General features: G+C 63.1%; 17 protein-coding genes. 6 read left to right on the top strand and 11 right to left on the bottom strand.

All coding sequences use genetic code 11. The features are described 5' to 3' along the window. The 4 genes from JHD73_RS29735 to JHD73_RS08810 form a co-directional block, all read right to left on the bottom strand. On the bottom strand, window positions 1-83 hold an 83-nt coding region (locus JHD73_RS29735), incomplete at its 3' end, for a transposase (protein ID WP_368735496.1). 178 nt (window positions 84-261) lie between these two features. Continuing rightward, window positions 262-804 carry a spermidine N1-acetyltransferase gene (gene speG, locus JHD73_RS08820; RefSeq protein WP_199029845.1) on the bottom strand — a complete coding sequence of 181 codons (543 nt, stop codon included), beginning with the start codon at window positions 802-804 and terminating at the stop codon, window positions 262-264. A 55-nt stretch (window positions 805-859) separates the two neighbouring features. Then, window positions 860-1,990: a PepSY-associated TM helix domain-containing protein gene (locus JHD73_RS08815; RefSeq protein WP_368735524.1), complete on the bottom strand. Its 1,131-nt coding sequence runs from the start codon at window positions 1,988-1,990 to the stop codon at window positions 860-862. A gap of 34 nt (window positions 1,991-2,024) precedes the next feature. Next, entirely contained in the window at window positions 2,025-4,091 is a 2,067-nt protein-coding gene (locus tag JHD73_RS08810; protein ID WP_199029851.1) for a TonB-dependent siderophore receptor, read from the bottom strand. 314 nt (window positions 4,092-4,405) lie between these two features. Between JHD73_RS08810 and JHD73_RS08805 the strand changes: the two genes are divergently transcribed. Next, complete coding sequence (locus JHD73_RS08805) at window positions 4,406-5,506, top strand: oxidoreductase (protein WP_199029841.1); 1,101 nt, start codon at window positions 4,406-4,408, stop codon at window positions 5,504-5,506. Then, a complete protein-coding gene (locus JHD73_RS08800; protein ID WP_199029839.1) occupies window positions 5,503-7,638 on the top strand; it encodes a cation:proton antiporter in 2,136 nt (711 codons plus the stop codon). Before JHD73_RS08805 ends, JHD73_RS08800 begins: the two co-directional genes overlap by 4 nt. Before the next feature lie 6 nt (window positions 7,639-7,644). Here JHD73_RS08800 and JHD73_RS08795 read toward each other — a convergent pair whose 3' ends face one another. The 4 genes from JHD73_RS08795 to JHD73_RS08780 form a co-directional block, all read right to left on the bottom strand. Beyond that, on the bottom strand, window positions 7,645-8,895 hold the full coding sequence (locus JHD73_RS08795) for a patatin-like phospholipase family protein (protein ID WP_199029837.1): 1,251 nt from the start codon (window positions 8,893-8,895) through the stop codon (window positions 7,645-7,647). A gap of 13 nt (window positions 8,896-8,908) precedes the next feature. Next, entirely contained in the window at window positions 8,909-9,694 is a 786-nt protein-coding gene (locus JHD73_RS08790) for a 3-hydroxybutyrate dehydrogenase (protein ID WP_199029835.1), read from the bottom strand. 34 nt (window positions 9,695-9,728) lie between these two features. Further along, complete coding sequence (locus JHD73_RS08785) at window positions 9,729-10,472, bottom strand: acetoacetate decarboxylase (RefSeq protein WP_199029833.1); 744 nt, start codon at window positions 10,470-10,472, stop codon at window positions 9,729-9,731. Window positions 10,473-10,829: 357 nt separating this feature from the next. Then, window positions 10,830-12,233 (bottom strand): PLP-dependent aminotransferase family protein, encoded by a 1,404-nt coding sequence (locus JHD73_RS08780; RefSeq protein WP_199029831.1) that lies wholly within the window; start codon window positions 12,231-12,233, stop codon window positions 10,830-10,832. A gap of 160 nt (window positions 12,234-12,393) precedes the next feature. Between JHD73_RS08780 and JHD73_RS08775 the strand changes: the two genes are divergently transcribed. Both JHD73_RS08775 and JHD73_RS08770 read left to right on the top strand, forming a co-directional pair. Then, a complete protein-coding gene (locus JHD73_RS08775; RefSeq protein WP_199029829.1) occupies window positions 12,394-13,731 on the top strand; it encodes an aspartate aminotransferase family protein in 1,338 nt (445 codons plus the stop codon). Window position 13,732: 1 nt separating this feature from the next. Next, window positions 13,733-15,256: a CoA-acylating methylmalonate-semialdehyde dehydrogenase gene (locus JHD73_RS08770; RefSeq protein ID WP_199029827.1), complete on the top strand. Its 1,524-nt coding sequence runs from the start codon at window positions 13,733-13,735 to the stop codon at window positions 15,254-15,256. Window positions 15,257-15,331: 75 nt separating this feature from the next. Here JHD73_RS08770 and JHD73_RS08765 read toward each other — a convergent pair whose 3' ends face one another. Beyond that, entirely contained in the window at window positions 15,332-15,538 is a 207-nt protein-coding gene (locus JHD73_RS08765; RefSeq protein WP_199029825.1) for a cold-shock protein, read from the bottom strand. A 212-nt stretch (window positions 15,539-15,750) separates the two neighbouring features. Next, on the bottom strand, window positions 15,751-15,954 hold the full coding sequence (locus JHD73_RS08760; RefSeq protein ID WP_021192552.1) for a cold-shock protein: 204 nt from the start codon (window positions 15,952-15,954) through the stop codon (window positions 15,751-15,753). Window positions 15,955-16,307: 353 nt separating this feature from the next. Between JHD73_RS08760 and JHD73_RS08755 the strand changes: the two genes are divergently transcribed. Continuing rightward, on the top strand, window positions 16,308-18,203 hold the full coding sequence (locus tag JHD73_RS08755) for a potassium transporter Kup (RefSeq protein ID WP_199029849.1): 1,896 nt from the start codon (window positions 16,308-16,310) through the stop codon (window positions 18,201-18,203). Window positions 18,204-18,211: 8 nt separating this feature from the next. On the opposite strand, the gene JHD73_RS08750 is transcribed toward JHD73_RS08755, so the two are convergent. Then, window positions 18,212-18,760: a TetR/AcrR family transcriptional regulator gene (locus JHD73_RS08750; RefSeq protein ID WP_233176853.1), complete on the bottom strand. Its 549-nt coding sequence runs from the start codon at window positions 18,758-18,760 to the stop codon at window positions 18,212-18,214. A 311-nt stretch (window positions 18,761-19,071) separates the two neighbouring features. Here JHD73_RS08750 and JHD73_RS08745 point away from each other — a divergent pair, with 311 nt between their 5' ends. Further along, window positions 19,072-19,488 (top strand): 4-oxalocrotonate tautomerase, encoded by a 417-nt coding sequence (locus JHD73_RS08745; RefSeq protein WP_199029821.1) that lies wholly within the window; start codon window positions 19,072-19,074, stop codon window positions 19,486-19,488. Window positions 19,489-19,530 lie beyond the last annotated feature (42 nt).

The following is a 19,530-nucleotide window of genomic DNA, read 5'->3' as shown; positions in this document are numbered from 1 at the left end:
CGCTTGCCGCATGCGCGGCATTTGAGCCGCCCATCGGAGAGTTTGTAGGGCCTGCTTGCGGAACAATCCGGGCATCGCTTCATGGTCGGACCAGGGTAACTCTGGTCCGGTTTGGGTAGGAATTACCCTTGATTTAGCCATCGCATCGCGGACGAACACGCTCCACGGCGGCGAGTCACTAGGTTTTTTTTGGCACGAAATGAAGGATGGCGTGTGCGCAAGTCTGTGCAGACGATGTCCACCTGACCGCTCCACATCACGTCAGCAGCTAGCGCTCAGTGCGGTCAAATAGTCCCGCTGAAAAATGCACATCCTTAGCGCGTTGTGGTACGCACCGTTGCTGAAAAACTCTTCGATCAGTTCACCTTCACGCTGGAAGCCACACTTCTCGTACACGTGGATGGCGCGCCCGTTTTCCACGTCGACGACCAGATACAGCTTGTGCAGATTCAGCACCATGAAGGCGTAGTCGACCGCCAGCCGTGTCGCGATTGATGCATAGCCATGCCCTTGCCATCCGGGGGCGATGATGATCTGGAACTCGCCTCGGCGGTGGATGTAGTTGAGCTCCATCAGCTCGACCAGGCCAACGGCTTCGCCCGCGTCGTTCTCGCAGATGAAGCGGCGTTCGCGCTGATCGTGTACGTGCCGGTCATAGAGTTGCGACAGCTCGGTGAAGGTCTCGTACGGTTCTTCGAACCAGTAGCGCATGATCTTCGCGTCGTTGTTCAGCTCGTGCACGAAGCGCAGGTCATTGCGCTCCAGTGGGCGCAGGGAAAGGTCGCGGGCTCTTTCAATCACCATGATGTTGTCCTGTTGTGTTGAGGGCGCTCGACATCGCATCGACGTCCCTGCGTGGTCAGCAAGGACGTGTCGCTGAGGATGCGTGTTTGCGCTGCGGTTGCGCGCGCTTGCGCCGATCCAGATACAGCCACCACCCCGTTATCGCAAAGACCGGCAGCATCAACGCACCGATCCATACCAGCAGAACGCCGATCGGCCCGAAGTAACGCCCATTGTGCAGCGGCAGCATGCCAGCCAGCAGGCGTTGCATCGGTGGCTTGTCAGTGAAGGATTCCTGGCGGAGGACCGCGCCAGTGGCTGCGTCGAGCGTCAGGCGGTTGAAGGCGCGGTCGTGCGGTGCGTTGAGCGGCAGCCAGTTGATGTCAACCTTGCCGGTGCGCGCATCGTCGATGCGCAGGGTGGCACTCGCATAGTTGGACGTCTTGGCGAGGAAAGCGTTCCAGGTGCGCTCCAATGCCGCATTGTCGAGCGAATTGCGCGGGCCTTCCGTTGGCATTGGCTTGGCGGTAACCGGCATGCCGGCCATGTGCTGCAGGCCTTCGCGATACCAGTCATAGGCCCAGTACAGCCCGCTCAATGCGGCCAGCAGGTAGAGCGGCAGCACCAGTGTGCCGATGACGGTGTGTACATCCCACCAGCGGATGCGCCCGCTGCGGCTCCAGCGGATGATGAGCCAGCTACGCCAGTTAGTCACGCGGCGCGGCCAGCGCAAGTACAGCCCCGACAGCGCCATCACCACCAGCGCTATCGTGCTGGCCCCAACGATCTGCTTGCCGATCTCGTCTGCCAGCAATGTCCGGTGCAGCAGCTTGACGGTGGCGAAGAAGCGTTGCCCACGCGCCTCGGGCAGCAAAGTGCCGGTGGTCGGGTCGAAGTAGCGCAACTCGCCGCGGCTGCTGCCGCCGCGCTTGCCCGGTGGCCACGCGTACCAGATGCGCCAGGGTTCAGTGGGCCCCGAGGCTGCGGTGATGAACGTGACGGGGCGCTCGGGCATGGCGGCGCGCGCCTGTGCCGCTACCTGTGGCAGCGTGGGCGCCGGGCCGGTGCGCGCCGGCAAGTTGAACACGCTGGGGTTCAGCCAGCGCAGCAGTTCTTCGTCGCACGCCATCAGCGCACCGCTGATGCCGACGACGGCCAGTACCACACTGGCTGACAACCCGATCAGCCAGTGCAGGCGAAAGAGCACCCGTCGTAGCATCGCGTGTTTGCCCTTTACACGCTTACATCTTGTAGCGCACGCCCAGCAGCGCCATGCGCGGGGCGCCCGGCATGTTGTAGTTCTCGGCGCCGCCATGGGCCGACACGTAGTACGCGCGGTTGAACAGGTTCTGCAGATTGAGCGTGACGTCGACGTGCTTGCTGCGATAGCCCGCACCCAGGTCGACCGTCATGTAGCCCGGCAGCGTCGTCACGTTGTACTGCGATGCATAGCGCGAGGCCTCTGCACGCACGCCACCGGCCACATAGAAGCCATTGGGCAGATCGTGCTTTAGCCAAAGCGAACCGCTATGCCGTGGCGTGAGCGACGGCTGGTTGCCGTTGACGGCCACGCCGGCGCTCTTGTCGAGCGGGTTGGTCAGCACGCCGTTCAGATAGGCATAGCTGGCGATGAGGGACCACGTCTTCACCACCTCGCCCGTGAACGACAGCTCCAGCCCGCGCGTGCGCTGCGTGCCGATGGGCACTGCCAGCTGCGTGGCCGGATCTACGCCGGTCAGGTTGGTCTGTTTCATGTCGAACAGTGCGGCGGTCAGGCTGGCGTTGGCCGACACATCGTATTTGGCGCCGATCTCGTAGTTGGTCGTGGATTGCGGCGCCAGTGCACTGCTGTTCGGGTACACGCTGAAGCTGTCCGCCACCGGTTGGAACGAGCGGCTGTAAGACGCGTAGAGCGAGAGCGGCTCCACCGGGTGATACACCACCCCCAGGCGCGGGCTGACCGGTGTGTCGGTGCGCGCGTAGTTCTGGTTCCTGGGCGTAAGGTCTGTGCGGCTCTGCTTGAGCGCTTCATAGCGCAGGCCGGCCAACACCGTCCATTGCGGCGAGAACTTGATCAGGTCCTGCACATACGCGGCGTACGTTTCGTTGTGCGAGAGGCCGTAGTTGTTGGGCGTGGCGTTGGCGGGCACCGTGGGCAGTAGCGGCAGCACCGGATTGAACAGGTTGACGTTGAAGTTGCCCGGGGTGGACGCCACGCGGTCGCTCTTGTCCTGATAGCCCAGTTCGATGCCGTACAGCAGCGTGTGCTGGATGCCCCAGGTCTCGGCTTTCTGCGTCAGCTCGTTTTGCCACACGGTGCCGCGATCGCTGCGGTTGCGCTGGTTGACGTTGAGCGTGACGGTCGGGATCGGGCCGTCGTTCACGCTCTTCACGGTCGTGTAGTTGTTGCGGCCCAGCGAGTATTCATAGTTGCGCACCACGCTGTGGAACGACCACTGATCGTTGAAGCGATGATCCAGTGTGCCTGTCACGCTCTTGACGGTGGTGTCGATGTTGCCCGCGCCCGCATCGGCCGAGCCGTAGCGCGTGCCGATGGGCACATCCACGGGGCGGCCGTGGTACGACGGCACGCCCTGGTCGGCAATGCGCTTGTCGTGCAGGTAGTCGAACTGCACCGTCAGCTTGGTGTCGGGTGACAGGTTGAACAGGAACGATGGCGAAATCGCCTGACGGCGCAGGAAGTAGTCGTTGCGGAAACCGCCCGAGTCTTCCACCGCACCGGTGATGCGCGCGCGAATGGCGTCGTCGTTGATGGAGGTGTTCAGGTCGAACTCGGCGCGCTTCTGGCGCTCGGTGCCCACCAGCACGCCAATTTCGGCCAGCGGCGTGGCCAGCGGCTTTTTGGTGACGCGGTTGATGATGCCGCCCGACGAGCCGCGCCCGTACAGCACGGCGGCAGGGCCTTTCAACACTTCGATGCGGTCGATGTTCGACAGATCGCGGAAGTACAGCGAGTCATCGCGCAGGCCGTCGACGTACTGATCGTTGATTGACGAGAAGCCGCGAATGGTCACCTGATCGCGCTGTGCATCGCCCAGCGAGGCCGATACGCCGGGCACATTGCGCAGGGTGTCGTTGAGCGACAGCGCGCCCTGATCCTGGATGACCGCGCGCGGCACGACGTTGACCGACTGTGGAATCTCGCGCAACGGCACGGGAATCTTCGTGGCCGTGTTGGCAACAGGCGTGTCGTAGCTCGTGCTGCTGCGCGTGCCCTTGACGGTGGACGTCGGCAGCGTGCCGGCATCGGCGGCCGCAATCGTGTCGGCAGCCGCCGCCACGTGCATGAGCGGCAGGGTTCCAAGGACGGCCAGAGACAGGCGCAGGCCATCTCGTCGAAAATTCGGCGGCATTGCAGTTCCCGTAAAGTAAAAAGCCCCGGTATGGGGAAGGGCGCCGTCATCTGCGGCGCCTTCACTTTGTGAAGGCGCAAATAATAATGAGAACAATTCCTATTTACAAGAGAGTTAAATCATGCTTTTGACGGAATACAACGTTTGCGGGTACAAGATTCAGCAACTTTCCATGAGTCAATTGCGAATTTTCGGCACCAAGTTGCGTGCGCTGTGTCTGACTCAGTTGCTTTCTGCCTTTTCCTGATATGTCGTCCTCACCACATCCATTGAGCCCCCTGCGCGTTGCCCTGGTGGGCTATGGGTATGCGGGCAAGCTGTTCCACGCGGCCCTGATCGATGCCACGCCGGGTCTGCTCCTGCATGTAATTGGTTCGAACCGGCCGGACGCTGTGCTCGCAGACCGGCCGGACGCTGTGGTTTGCGCGCCCGAAGCGGCAGCGGTGCACCGGGAGGTCGATCTCGTTGTCATTGCCGCACCCAACGACCGCCACGCGCCGCTGGCTGAAGCCGCGCTGCGTGCCGGCAAGCACGTTGTGGTGGACAAGCCCTTTACGGTCACGCTGGCGGAGGCACGGCATCTGGCCTACGCGGCGCGGGAGACCGGGCGTTTGCTGTCGGTTTTTCAGAACCGGCGTTGGGACAGTGATTTCCTTGCCGTGCAGGCAGTGATTGCCAGCGGTGCCGTGGGCGAAGCAATGCACGTGGAGGCGCATTTCGACCGCTATCGCCCGCAGGTGCGGGCGCGTTGGCGCGAACAGGCCGGGCAGGGCACCGGCATCTGGTTTGATCTCGGCCCGCATCTGATTGACCAGGCGTTGCTGCTGCTCGGCCTGCCTGACGCGGTGACTGCCTCGTTTGCTCGGCAACGCCCCGGTGCGGAGACGGCCGACTGGGCACACGTGGTTCTCCACCACGGCGAACGCCGCACCATCCTGCACGCCAGCATGCTGGTGGCCGGCGGCGCACCGCGCTGGATCGTGCATGGCACGCGCGGCTCTTTCATCAAACGCGGTATGGATCAGCAGGAAGCGCAACTGCTGGCCGGCATGATGCCCGGTGCGCAGGGCTGGGGCGCGGATGCCGATACGGGCGCTCTCATCGATGGTGCGACGTCATCGGCAAGCGATGTCGCCACACCTGTGGGTGACCAGCGCGCGTACTACGCTGCCGTGCGCGATGCCATCCTCGGTCAACGCCCCAATCCTGTTCCTCCGGTGCAGGCATTGGCGGTTATGGCGGTGCTCGAAGCGGCCATCGCTGCTGCCGAGACGGGCATAGCGGTTCTGCCGGACCTGACCGACACCGAGCGCACCGATTGGCTTGCCGTACGGGAGTCCACCTCGTGAACGGCGTCGTCATCCTCTTGCTGGTGGCGGGCGGTTTGCTCGCCGTGGTGGCGCTGGTGCAGATGCTGGCTTCGCGACTGACGCTGCCCGAATCGACGCTGCTGGCGCTGGCGGGTATCGGCATCGGCGGCGCTTATGTGGGCTTGCAGAATACGGCGCCTGCATTTGCGACGACCTTCTTTGCACCGCTCATTGATCCAAGCTGGCCGGCAGAAGCCTATCTGTGGTTGTTCCTGCCGCCGCTGCTGTTTCAGGCGGCGCTGTCGGTGGACGTGCGCAGCATGGCACCGGACGCCGCCCCCATTCTTATGCTGGCCATCGTGGCAGTGATCGTGGCCACGGGCGTCATCGGCTTGGCTGCGGCGGCGGTCACGCCGTTTGGCATCGTCACTTGCCTGTTGCTGGGCGCGATGATTGCCACCACGGACCCGTCCGCTGTGATTGCCGTGTTTCGCGATGTGGGCGCGCCGGCGCGGCTGATCCGGTTGGTGGAGGGCGAGGCGTTGCTCAACGATGCGGCGGCCATTGCCATCATGGGCGTGTTGTTGGCTATGCTCACGGGCCACGGCACCGATGCGACGGTCAGCGGTGGCCTGCGTGAACTGGCCAAGGCATTTGGTGGTGGTGTGCTCTTTGGCTTGATTGCCGGGCGTGTTGCCGCGTTCCTGTTGCCGGCGCTGCACGGCATTGCGCAGGCGGAAGCCGCATGGACGCTTGCGTTGCCGTATCCGCTGTACCTCGTGGCGGAGAACGTGCTCGACGTGTCGGGCGTGGTGTCTGTGGTGTGCGCGGGGCTGGTGATCGGCGCGCTGGGGCGCACGCGCCTGGCGCCACGCAACTGGTCGCACCTGCAGTTGATCTGGGAGCAGATTGCAGCGCTGGCGGGGGCGGTGGTCTTCCTGTTGGCTGCGGTGCGCGTGCCCGAGCTGTTGCACGGCGTGGTGTGGAAAGACGCGCTGTGGCTGGCGGTGGTTGTGGTGGCTGCGCTGGCAGCGCGCCTGGCCGTGCTGTTTGGCCTGTTGCCGGCGCTCGCGTGGTGCAAGCTCTCAGCGCCGGTCAGTCATGCCTACAAGCTGGCGATCGCATGGGGTGGCCTGCGCGGCGCCGTCACCTTGGTACTGGCGCTGGGCGTGGCCGAGAACGCCGCGGTGCACGTGGCCGATCGCCATTTCGTCACCATCCTCGCCACGGGTTTCGTGCTGGTGAGCGTGCTCTTCAACGGCGCGACACTGCGCTGGGTGATGCACCAGCTCGGGCTCGACCAGCTCTCGCCGCAAGAGCAGGCGCTGCAGCGGCAGGCGCTGAACCTGTCGACGGTGGAAGTGGAGTCGATCATGCGCCGCATCGGTGGGCACTTTCACTTTGCGGCGGGGGCAACAGATCAGGCGGCAGAAGCGTACCGGCTGGAAGTGGCAGCCGGCGCTGCCGAGTTGAACCTTGAAGACGCATTGTCAGAGCGCGAGCGTCTGACCATCGGGTTGGTCTCGCTGGCCACGCGTGAGCGCGAGCTGATTCCCGAATACGGCAACGGCCTGGTTTCCATCCGCAACCTCGATGTGATGATGCGCAACACCGCCGACATGATCGACGCGGCGCGCGCAGAGGGGCGCGTTGGGTACAAGCGCGCATCGCGCCGGATTCTTGCCAAGCACATCGGCTATCGCGCTGCGTTCTGGATCCACCGGGTTGCGCATATCGACCGGCCGCTGGCCAATGCGCTGGCTGACCGCTTCGAGCTGTTGGTCTGCCGGCAGACCGTGCTGGAGCGCTTGCGTGCCTACAACTGCTTGTCATTGCAGCCGGTACTGGGCGAGCGCATGGCGGACTTGCTCGACGGCGTGCTCATCGCGCGGATCGAAGCCGCAGAAGAAGGGTTGACCGAGTTGCGCGACAAGTTTGGCGATTACAGCGCCGTGCTCGAAAAGCGCCTGCTGTTGCTGTTTGCGCTGCACATCGGCCAGAACAAGATTGACGCCATGCTGGCCGAAACGGTGATCTCGAAGGAGGTCTACAAGCAGATCAGCGGCGTGATCCGCCGGGCGTGGTCGGCGGCGTTGCCGCGGCCGCCATTGGGCGTGTCGCTGCGGACGCTGCGTGCGCAGCAGGCAAGCGCGCCGCAGCCGCCCGGTTAGCCGGCCTTAGAGCCGCTTGCCGCGCCGCTCGGCGTGCGCGTGGCGGTGGATATCGTGCGTGACGAAGCCGGACTCGTCATCGGGCATCGCTAGCCACTCGGGGTGCGAGAGCGATTCGCGGATGTCCGCCAGACCCGAGCCCCAGTGGTCGCGCATGGTGGATGGCCCAAACTGGATGTCCTTACCTGGCCCTTCGTGCTCCTTGGCCGCGTAGATCAGGTGGATCACGTTGTAGCGTTTGGCGCAGGCCAGTTCTTGCGCGTGCTTGTACCATGGCGAGCGCTTGAATTCTTCCTCCGGCAGGTGGTCGAGCAACTTGCGCACCAACCGGCGCGTCGATTGCGAGCGCTCCATCCAGTCGGTGATAAGCCGGGTGCGGCTGGAATACTGCAGATCCTTCTGACGGCTGGCTACGCCGATCATGGTGTTGGGCACCGGCCCCAGTGCGCTCCACAAGTCCACCTGAAACACGAGCGTGTCGCGGCGTGGCTTGGTGCCCAGCACGTACGACAGCGGCGTGTTGGAGACGACACCGCCGTCCCAGTAGTACTCGCCGTCGATCAGCACCGGTGGGAAGCCCGGCGGCAGCGCGCCGGAGGCCATGAAGTGCTCCGCGCACAAGCGGCGCTCGGTGTTGTCGAAGGCTTCCAGGTTGCCGGTGCGAACGTTCACAGCGCCCACCGATACGCGGATGCCACCGTCGTTGATGCGATCGAAATCGCACAGGCGCTCAAGCGTGGCCTTCAACGGTGTCGTGTCGTAGTAACTGGCGTCGAGCGGGTCCATTTCATTGGCCGGCAGCGGCGCGGGAATACGTGGTGTGAAGAAACCGCGCTGCCCCTCGATGAGGGTGTCGGCCGCTTGCATGGCGGTCAGCCATTTGCGCAGATGCGAGTTGCCGTCAAACCATGCGTTTTCCAGGATGTCCGGCAGCGGTGGCGAGAAGGTCGGCTGCGTGATGATCTGCCAGAACTCGCGCAGCCTTGCCAACCGGTGCTCAGGCGCGTTGCCCGCGATGATGGCCGTGTTCAACGCCCCGATGGAGATGCCCGCAATCCAGTTCGGCATGATGCCGGCCGCATCCAGCCCTTCGAACACGCCGGCCTGATACGAGCCGAGCGCGCCGCCGCCTTGCAGCACCAGCGCGATGTTTTCGTAGGGCGGCAGTTCAATGCGTGACGGCGAGGTGCCGGCGGCTTGCGCAGTGTCGTTGGACTTGGCGCGGCTGGCCGCCACGCGTAGCTTGGGTGCGGGCATGTCTCCTCCGTTCTTACTGCATGAACCAGCCGTGGCTGACCACGAACGACTGGCCGGTCAGCGCGGCGCTCGGGAAGGTCGCCAGGAAGCGCACTGTCTCGGCCACGTCTTCCACGGTGGTGAACACGCCGTCCACCGTCTCGCCCAGCATGACCTTCTTCACAACGTCTTCCTCGCTGATACCGAGTTCCTTGGCCTGCTCGGGAATCTGCTTTTCAACCAGCGGCGTGCGCACAAAGCCCGGGCACACCACGTGCGAGCGCACGTTGTGTGCCGCGCCTTCCTTGGCCAGCACCTTGTTCAGGCCCAGCAGTGCGTGCTTGGCCGCCACGTAGGCTGACTTGAGCGGCGAGCCTTCGTGCGAGTGCACCGAACCCATGTAGATCACCACGCCGCCGCGGTCGTCCTTGTACATGTGGCGCAGCGCTGCGCGCGTGGTCAGGAAGGCGCCGTCGACATGGATGGCCTGCATCTTCTTCCAGTCGGCAAACGAGTAGCTCACGAACGGGTTGACGATCTGGATGCCGGCGTTCGAGACGAGGATGTCGACCGAACCGAGCTCTTCCGCCACGCGGTCGATGCCGCTGTCAACGGCTTGCTCATCGGTCACGTCCATGCGCAGGCCGATGGCGCGGCCGCCCGCATCGGTGATCTCCTTGGCGACGGCCTTTGCGCCATCTTCGTTCAGGTCAACGATGGCGATAGCCGCGCCCGAATTGGCGAGCGTGAGGGCGATCTGCTTGCCGATGCCGCTGGCGGCGCCTGTGACAACAGCGACTTTGCCTTTCAAATCAGACATGTTGTGTACTCCGTGAGGGTTGACGGGGGAGGGATTACTGCGCGAGGTAGTCGAACACGACCTCGCCCATGCCGAGGGTCAGGTCTGCAATGATGTGCCGAGCTTCGACAATCTCCAGCACCGGCAGTTCGGCCACCGGCGCCAGCGCGTGGTGGGCGAGCTCCAGCGAGGCGGGGCCGCTCCAGGCGCCTTTCATGTCGATATCGACCATATAGTTGCGCGACAGCTCGCAGATGCGCGCGGTCTTGCCGTCCACGTGCGGGATGATCTTGAGCAGGTAGTTGGGTAGCCCCAGCCGGCGCTTCTGCTCGGCCAGATCCAGTTCTCGGTGCTTGTAGCCCATGGTGCCTGTGGCGACACGCACGGGGCCGTAGTCGAGCGTGCCGATCAGCGTGTCCTTGTCGGTCTCGAGCTTGGGGCTGGCGAGTTTTTTGGGGAAGCCCCACATCTCGCGGCCGCCTGCCAGGGGCGGATGGTCGTCCAGGTACATCGCCAGCGTGTAGGTGCCGGGCTTGCCTTCGTAGGTGACGGGGATCACCTGGCCGCTCTCGGTGTAGTCGCCAAAGCCCGTGGAGTCGGCCATGCGGATGAACTCATAGGCAACCAGCGGCTCGGGCACTTCCAGCGGCTCGGGCACCATGGCGCGCAGCTTGGCCGGGTCGGTGCGGTACGTGATGATGAAGAACTCACGGTGGATAAAGCGGTACGGGCCGGGCGGGTAGGCCGGGCTCGTGATCGGCATCGCGAACGCGGTTTCGCGGACAGTCTTGATATCCATGGCACTCCTTGTGCGGTGAGGGATCGAGGAGAGGGATTTCGGACAGCGAGAAAAACGAGAAATCAGCCGGCCGTGGAACCAGTTGTGTGAAGCCGGCGCGCCTGGAACACGATAGACAAAGCCTGACGGTGGTGCGCCGGCCGACACGCATGTGACGCAAAAGTCGATCCTGCCGGGCTTATGTGACAGGACGGTCAAATCGTCACATGCGGATGCGAATCACCGGTACCGAGGGATGTTTCCCATGCGTATTTATATGATTGCATGGGCAAATATTGGACTGCGAAGCCGCATATATATGCGAAACCCACAACCTTGGTTGACGGGCGCAATGCGTTGTTGCGCTTGAGGGCGCCGCTATTGCTGGCTCAGGAATGCCCACAGTGCGGGCTCGGCGGAGTAGGCCACGTTAAAGCGTAGCCAAGGATCGGGCGCCTCGTTGGTGCGGAAATACTGGCCCGGTGCCAGCCAGATGTTGTGGCCGATTGCCTGGTCGGCCAACGCGGCGGCATTCGGGTGGCCCGGCAGGCGCGCCCACAGGAAGAGCCCCCGCCCCGGCGTATCGAACGTGACGGCACCGTGCTCGCGCATCTGGGCCTCCGCGTCGGCATGCGCTTTGGCCAGGCGCGCAATGAGTCGCGTCACGTGCTCTGCATAGCCCGGCCGGGTCACGAACGCATGCACGATGCGCTCGGTGATTTCCGATGAGGTGAGGGCGACGGCCATCTTGGTACGGGCCAATTCGCGCGTGATGGCGGCATCCGCCACCACATACCCCGAACGCAGCGACGGCGAGATTGTCTTGGAGAAACCGCTTACATACAGCGTGCGCCGCAGGCCATCGAGCGCGGCCAGCATGGGTGCGGCGGGGTCGGCCAGTTCGCGGTGCAGGTCGTCTTCGACGATCCATAGGCCGTGCTGCTCGGCCAGTTGCAACACGCGGTAGGCGTTCTGCGCCGTCATGGAGGTGCCGGTGGGGTTCTGCAGCACGGAGCTGGTGAAGAGCGCGCGTGGGCGTTCGGCATCATCGGTGCGCAGGATGGCCTCCAGGGCCGCTGTGTCCAAGCCATCTGGCGTGCGCGGCACACCAACCACGCGCAGGCCGGCCAGTTTCAGCACCTGAAGCACATTGCAATAGCCCGGCTCATCCACGGCCACCACGTCACCGGCTTTGAACAGGGTGCGCACGATCAGGTCGAGCCCCTGGGTGGCTCCGCTGGTCAGCAGTACCTGCGAGCGTTCGACGGGCAACCCGCGCAGGGTGAGCGACTCCGCCACGTACTCGCCCAGCGGTGCATAGCCCCACGGGTGCCCGTAGCCCGCCACGCGCAATGCAGAAACCCGGCTCACGGCGCGCATCGCCTCTTGCACGCCGCGCTCGTCCAGCCAATCGTTCGGCAGCCAACCGCAGCCTGGCTTGATGGCGATGGAGCGATCGGCAAACACATCCGACAGCAGCCATGCAGCGTTGAGCTTGGGCGGCTCCCAGCGCGGTGCGACGGGCGCAGGCTGTGCAGGCGCACGTGCGGCCACCAGATAGCCCGAGCGCGGCCGCGCCACGATGGCCCCCAGCGCGGCCAGCCGCGTGTAGGCCTCGGCCACCGTGAACGTGCTGACGTCGTGTGCCTGAGCAAGCTTGCGCACCGAGGGCAGCCGTGTGCCTGGCGGCAGGCTGCGGCTTTCCACGGCGGCACGAATGCCTTGGACTATCTGATCGACCAACGTACGCTGGGGATGATGGGGATCGAGTTCGAGTTGCATGTTGCGATGCGGCATCTGAGCGACATAAGCGCGGCGGGCACCTATACAGTTTCGTATAGAACCGTCATCTGTGCATGTCCGCAGTGCGTGTGACTCTGTACAGTTTGCCCGAACCGTTGTGCTGCATGCACGCTTGCCTGCTTTTCTTCCGGAGACGCCGATGAAACCCGCACCGCACCCGCTGGAAACGACTGATCTGTCCTACTTCTGGATGCCGTTTACGGCCAACCGCCAGTACAAGGCCGCACCGCGCCTGCTCACGTCGGCACAAGGCATGTACTACCGCGACGCTGATGGCCGTGAAGTGCTGGACGGTACGGCCGGCCTGTGGTGCGTCAACGCTGGCCACAGCCGCAAGGAGATCGTCGACGCCATCACCGCGCAGGCCAGCACGCTGGATTTCGCACCCACCTTCCAGATGGGCCACCCGATGGCCTTCCGCGCGGCCGAGAAAGTGGCCGAGCTGATGCCGGAAGGGCTGAACCGCATCTTCTTCGTCAACTCCGGTTCGGAGGCGGTGGACACGGCGCTCAAGATCGCGCTGGCCTACCACCGAGCACGTGGCGAGGGGCAACGCACCCGCTTGATTGGCCGTGAGCGCGGCTATCACGGCGTGGGCTTTGGGGGCATTTCGGTGGGCGGTATCTCGCCGAACCGCAAGGCGTTTTCGGGCAACCTGATTCCGGGTGTTGACCACCTGCCGCATACGCACGCGCCGGAGCACAACGCATTCTCCAAGGGCCAACCGGCCTGGGGTGAACACCTCGCCGACGAGTTGGAGCGCCTCGTCACGCTGCATGACGCGTCCACCATTGCAGCAGTCATTGTCGAGCCGCTGGCGGGTTCGACGGGCGTGCTGGTGCCACCCAAGGGCTACCTGCAGCGCCTGCGCGCGCTGTGTGACAAGCACGGCATCCTGCTGATCTTTGATGAGGTCATCACCGGTTTCGGCCGCCTGGGTGCCGCTACCGCGTCGGCGTTCTTTGGCGTGACGCCGGATCTGCTGACGATGGCCAAGGGCATCAACAATGCCGCCGTGCCGATGGGCGCCGTGGCCGTACGCCAGTCGCTGCACGACACCATCATCGACGCCGGTGCGCCGGGTGCGATCGAGTTGTTCCACGGCTATACCTATTCCGCACACCCGCTGGCCGCCGCCGCTGCGGTTGCCGCTATCGACCTGTATCGCAGTGAGGGTTTGTTCGAGCGTGCGCGCGCGCTGTCGCCGGCGTTTGAAGCCGCGGCGCATTCGGTCAAGGGCGCCCCGCACGTCAAGGACATCCGCAACTTGGGGCTGGTGGCCGGCATCGAGCTGGAATCGCGCCCGGGTGCGATTGGTGCACGCGCGTACGAAGTCTTCCTGAAATGCCTGGAGCGCGGCGTGCTGGTGCGCTACACCGGCGACATCCTGGCATTCTCGCCACCGCTCATCATCGATGAGGCGCAGATTGCGCGCATCTTCGACACCGTCCGTACCGTTCTGCAAGAGGTAGCTTGAGATGAACCGACCGATTGACCCTGCCGTCACCGAATCCGTGGTCAGCCACTACATTGGCGGGCAGCGCTATGCCGGCGCAGGCACACGTAGTGCCGATGTGTTCAACCCCGCCACCGGCGCCGTGAGTGCGCAGGTGCTGCTGGGTGGCAAGGCTGAGGTGGATGCCGCCGTGGCTGCCGCGCAGGCCGCTGCAGCGGCGTGGGCCGAGACCTCACCGCTCAAGCGCTCGCGCGTTCTGTTCAAGTTCAAGGAACTGCTCGACCAGAATCACGACGCTCTGGCTGCGGCCATCACCCGTGAACACGGCAAGGTGTTCTCCGATGCCAAGGGCGAAGTCACGCGCGGCATTGAGGTGGTGGAGTTTGCCTGCGGCATCCCGAACCTGCTCAAGACGGAATTCACCGACAACATCGGCGGCGGCATCGACAACTGGAACCTGCGCCAACCGCTGGGCGTGGTGGCCGGCATCACGCCGTTCAACTTCCCCTTCATGGTGCCGATGTGGATGGCGCCGGTGGCGCTGGCCTGCGGCAACACGTTCATCCTCAAGCCGAGCGAACGTGACCCGAGCCCGAGCCTGATGATTGCCGATCTGCTCAAGCAAGCCGGTCTGCCCGATGGCGTGTTCAACGTTGTGCAAGGCGGCAAGGATGCCGTGGATGCGCTGCTGGTGCATCCGGATGTGCAGGCGCTGTCCTTCGTCGGCAGCACGCCCATCGCCGAGTACATCTATACGGAAGGCACGAAGCACGGCAAGCGCGTGCAGGCGCTGGGCGGTGCGAAGAACCATCTAGTGGTGATGCCCGATGCCGATCTCGACCAGGCTGTCGATGCATTGATCGGCGCCGGCTACGGTTCGGCCGGCGAGCGCTGCATGGCGATCTCCGTGGCCGTGGCGGTGGGCGATGTTGCGGACAACCTCGTGCCGCGTCTGGCGGAACGCGCGAAAGCGCTCAAGATCGGCAACGGTATGGACGCCGACAGCGAAATGGGCCCGCTCGTTACCAGCGCGCACAAGGCCAAGGTGGAAGGCTATATCGCCAAGGGTGTGGAAGAGGGCGCCAAGCTGGTGGTGGATGGCCGCGGCCATACGGTGGATGGCTACGCACAAGGCTTCTTCACGGGCGGTACGTTGTTCGATCACGTCAAGCCTGACATGACGATCTATAAGGAAGAGATCTTCGGCCCAGTGCTGTCAGTGGTGCGCGTGCACGATTTTGCCGAGGCAGTGGACCTGATCAACGCGCACGAATATGGCAATGGCGTGTCGTGCTACACCAGCGATGGCGGTGTGGCGCGTGCGTTTGCACGGCAGATTCAGGTGGGCATGGTCGGCATTAACGTGCCGATTCCGGTGCCGATGGCCTGGCACAGCTTTGGCGGCTGGAAGCGCTCGCTGTTTGGCGATCACCACGCCTATGGCGAAGAGGGTGTACGTTTTTACACACGCTACAAGAGCGTGATGCAACGCTGGCCGGATTCGATTGCCAAGGGCGCCGAGTTCGTCATGCCGACTGCCAAGTAAAGCGGTATGCAGCAATGAAGAAGGGAGGCTATGCCTCCCTTTTTTCTTTGCGCATGCGGTCGGTCAACCGCGCTGTCATATTGGCTTGATATTCACGGCGATCGGCTCGCCATCCGGGCCGATCTCGATATCGAAACTCACACGCTGGCCTTCGTGGAATGCGGGGGCGCGTGAAAACTGGATCTCCGAATCCCGAATAAAACGCGGGGCAGCGTGCATTTCTGCAGCTGCCCCGGCGGGCGGATCATATTGAACGGCGTTATCTTCAATTCGGCTGGCCATTGCATTCTCCCATGAGGGACTTCGTCAAACCGGAGCGCCGCTGTTTAGGAGGCGGCAGCCCTTCGACCGCTTGATGGCAAACACGTACTGAACAACCCTTACAACCTGACTTCTAGGGGCTTTTGACCGGCGCGCCGCCTGCCCGGAAGGATGGCGCGCCGTCCTGCAATCGCAATGACGATCTTGGCGGTGCCTGTGCCCCGGCCTTCGACTTACTGCGGCACGATATTCGACGCCTGCTTACCCTTCGGGCCTTGCGTGACGTCAAACGATACCTTTTGACCTTCCTTCAGGCTTTTGAAGCCCGCCGCATTGATCGCAGAGAAATGCGCGAAAAGGTCCTCACCGCCGTCATCCGGGGTAATGAAGCCGAAGCCCTTTGCGTCGTTGAACCACTTAACAGTACCAGTAGCCATGATCTTGAGTCGTAAAGTTGAGAAATCGATCGGCCGCCGGCCAAGAGAAACACAGCAGGCAGACCCGGCCAAACCGGCCAAACGATCGTTTGGTGAATATATGCTTGGCGCGTCTCCTCGTCAAAGTCTGTTTTTTTCACTTCTCTTGTTTAGATCAAGCATAGACGATGCCTGCCGGGCACATCAGGGTCCGGGCGTTCTCGCCATCGGTGCAAACACTCGCACAAAACCGAGCGTTTTCACCTAAGCTTTAGTGGCTTCTGCCGCACTCCAAAGCCGCGCTAGGCGTGGGCGGCATGGCAGATTTCGCACGAGAATTGCGTGTGCTCCCGCCGTTCCAGTCGCAGGCAACCATGACGACAGCCACCGCCAGCACAATCACAAAAAAACCCGCGTTGATGGTCACCATGGTGGGGGCGATCGGCGTGGTTTTTGGGGACATCGGCACCAGCCCCTTGTATGCATTAAAGGAATGCTTCAACCCCGAGCATGGGGTTCCGTTCTCGGACCAGACCGTTTTCGGCATCCTGTCGATGCTGTTTTGGGCGATGACGCTGGTGGTTTCCATCAAATATGTGGTGTTCGTCATGCGCGCCGACAACAACGGCGAAGGCGGCATCCTTGCATTGACAGCGCTGGCAATGCGCGCCAGCGGCGGCGGTGCCCGGTTCACCCGCACGCTCATGATGCTTGGCCTGTTGGGTGCCGCGATGTTCTACGGCGACGCGGTCATCACGCCGGCCATCTCGGTGCTCTCCGCCATTGAAGGTATGGAAATCATGGCGCCCGCGCTGCAGACGTGGGTGTTGCCGCTGGCGTTGGTGGTGCTGATTGGCTTGTTTCTGCTGCAGAAGCAGGGCACGCACGTGGTCGGGCGCCTGTTCGGGCCGATTATGTTGATCTGGTTCGTGCTGTTGGGGCTGATTGGACTGGCCTCGGTGGTGAAGTCTCCGCAGGTGCTTGTGGCGTTGAGCCCCACCTATGCTCTGGAATTTGCGTTCCGGCACACCATTCTGGCGTTCATCGTGTTTGGCTCAGTGTTCCTGGCGTTGACCGGTGCCGAGGCGCTCTATGCCGACATGGGCCACTTCGGTGCGCGGCCGATCCGCTTTGCATGGTTCTACATCGCCATGCCTTGCCTGCTGCTGAATTATTTCGGGCAAGGCGCATTGTTGCTGCGCGAGCCTTCTGCCGTGCAGAATCCATTTTTCTTGTTGATGCCGAGCTGGGCCGTCGGGCCGATGGTGGTGCTGGCGACAGCCGCCACCGTGATCGCATCGCAGGCAGTCATCTCCGGTGCGTTCTCGATGACGGCGCAGGCCGTGCACTTGGGTTATGCACCACGCATGAAGATTCTCTATACGTCGGATGTAGAAATCGGCCAGATCTACGTGCCGGTCGTGAACTACATCCTGCTGTTGCTGGTGGTGGCAGTGGTGCTTGCCTTCGGCAAATCCGACAATCTGGCGGCTGCCTACGGCATTGCCGTGACGACCACCATGCTGTTGACCACGGGCTTGGTGACCGTCGTCATGCACAACGCATGGAAGTGGAGTCTGCCCGTGGTGGCCTGCCTCGGCACCGTGTTTCTGGCGGTGGACCTGTCGTTCTTCAGCGCCAACCTGCTGAAGATTGCAGCAGGTGGCTGGTTCCCGCTGCTGTTGGGCGGCCTGATCTTTTTCCTGATGGTGACGTGGCACACGGGCACGCAGTTGCTCAAGGCGCGCAACGTGGAGGGCGGCATTCCGCTTGAACCTTTCATGGAAGGCCTGTTGCGCCATCCGCCATATCGCGTGGATGGTACGGCTGTGTATCTCACGCCGAGCATCGAGTTCGTGCCGCTGGCGCTGTTGCACAACCTCAAGCACAACCACGTGCTGCACAAGCGCGTGCTGTTCATTCACTTCCGCACGCTGGCCGTGCCTTATGTGGAGCCCGCCAAGCGGATGGTGCTCAAGACCATCGGCGAAGACATCTACACCGCAGTGGTGGATTTCGGCTTCAAGGAAACCCCCGCTGTCGACGACATCGTCAAGAACGTGGGCCAGCGTCTGAATATCGTGTTTGAGGATATGGAGACGTCGTTCTTCATTACGCGCGCCACGGTGGTGCCGTCACCGCTGCCCGGCATGGCGATGTGGCGCGAGTCGCTGTTTGCCTGGATGCAGCACAACAGCGCCAAACCATCGGACTTCTTCCGGATTCCCGCCAACCGGTTGGTTGAGCTGGGGAGCAAGGTGGAGATCTAACCTCGATATCAGGCCGTGCCGGGCGTGCGCGCCACCAGCAGCGCTGCTGCACGCACCGCGCGCGCGATTTCCTCAGAGACGGCTTCGCTCGAAGTGGCGCGCGCCATGGTTACAGCGCCCGGCAGCAGGGAGAGCAGGCTCCAGGCGCGCTGGTGGCGATCGGCCGGGGTGCCGCCCGGCAGTCCGTCAGCCACCGCATGCACAACCCCTTGCAGGTGCAGTTCATAGGCGGCGCGTATGTCCTCATCCGCCCGGCAAACTTCTGGCGTCAGGCTTTGCAGACCACAGCTTTCGCCGAGTTCGCACACGCGCTTGAAGCCCAGATAGAAGTCGACAAACGGTTCAAGCCAGTCCGTGCCGTGTTGCGCGCGTAATGCAAGCACTCCGCTACGCAGCTCTTCCAGGCCGGCGATCGCGGCTTCCTTGAAAGCCGCGTTCTTTGATGGGAAATGGCCATACAGCGCCCCTGACGTGACCTTGGCTTCCTTGGCCAGCCCGTCGACGCCGATGCCGCCAAAGCCATGCTTGCGAAACCCCCGGCCGGCGGCGGCAACCATGCGGGCGCGGGCTTCCTCTTTGTGTCGTTCCGGGTATCTCATGGTGTGTCGGGTTATAGAGCGATCGCTATTCTATGCTTGGCAATCATTCGCGCCATTTCGATAGTATAGATTGCGATCGGTATACAACAAGCTGGCGCTGTGGAGCTTAAGCAGTGTGTACTCTAATGAGTAGGTGGCGGGGCTCTCATCGTTTGATCGCGCAGTGAGAATGCGATCGCTATCTATTCCTTGACGCCATGAGTTTTGGTTTCTAGATTGTATTGCGGTCGTTATGTAACGATCGCAACATCAACCAGATGGAGTTCCTCATGCCGTTGACGCTCACCTTGACTGAAGGCGTGCTGCCCCCGGGCAGTGAAAGTACTGCTGTCTCCCGACTCACCGAGGCCATGTTGAAATGGCACGGGTTGCTGGGCAACACCGTCATGACTCCCAACGTGACGGCAACCGTCCACGTGCTGCCGAAGACATCCACGTTCTCGGCCGGCAAACCGTTTGCCGGGGCGTGGGTGGAATGGAAGGTGCCCGGTATCGCGTTCGCCAATCGCGAAGTCCAGCAAGGCTTTTTTGCCGATGCCACCAACATCATTGAGGAGTTGTCGGCGGGGCGGCAGCCGCGGGAGTCCATCTTTGTGAATGTGGTGCATGCGGTGGACGGGGCCTGGAGTCTGAACGGTCAGGCCGTGACCAATGCGGAGCTTGGTGCTGCGGTGGCACAGGGCTAAGTCAGCGGTGTTCGGTGCGGAGGGGTGCCAAGTGCATCCCCC

This window comes from Ralstonia sp. ASV6 (genome assembly GCF_016429285.1).
Lineage (GTDB): Bacteria > Pseudomonadota > Gammaproteobacteria > Burkholderiales > Burkholderiaceae > Ralstonia > Ralstonia flaminis.
This window is presented reverse-complemented; position numbering and strand designations above follow the sequence as displayed.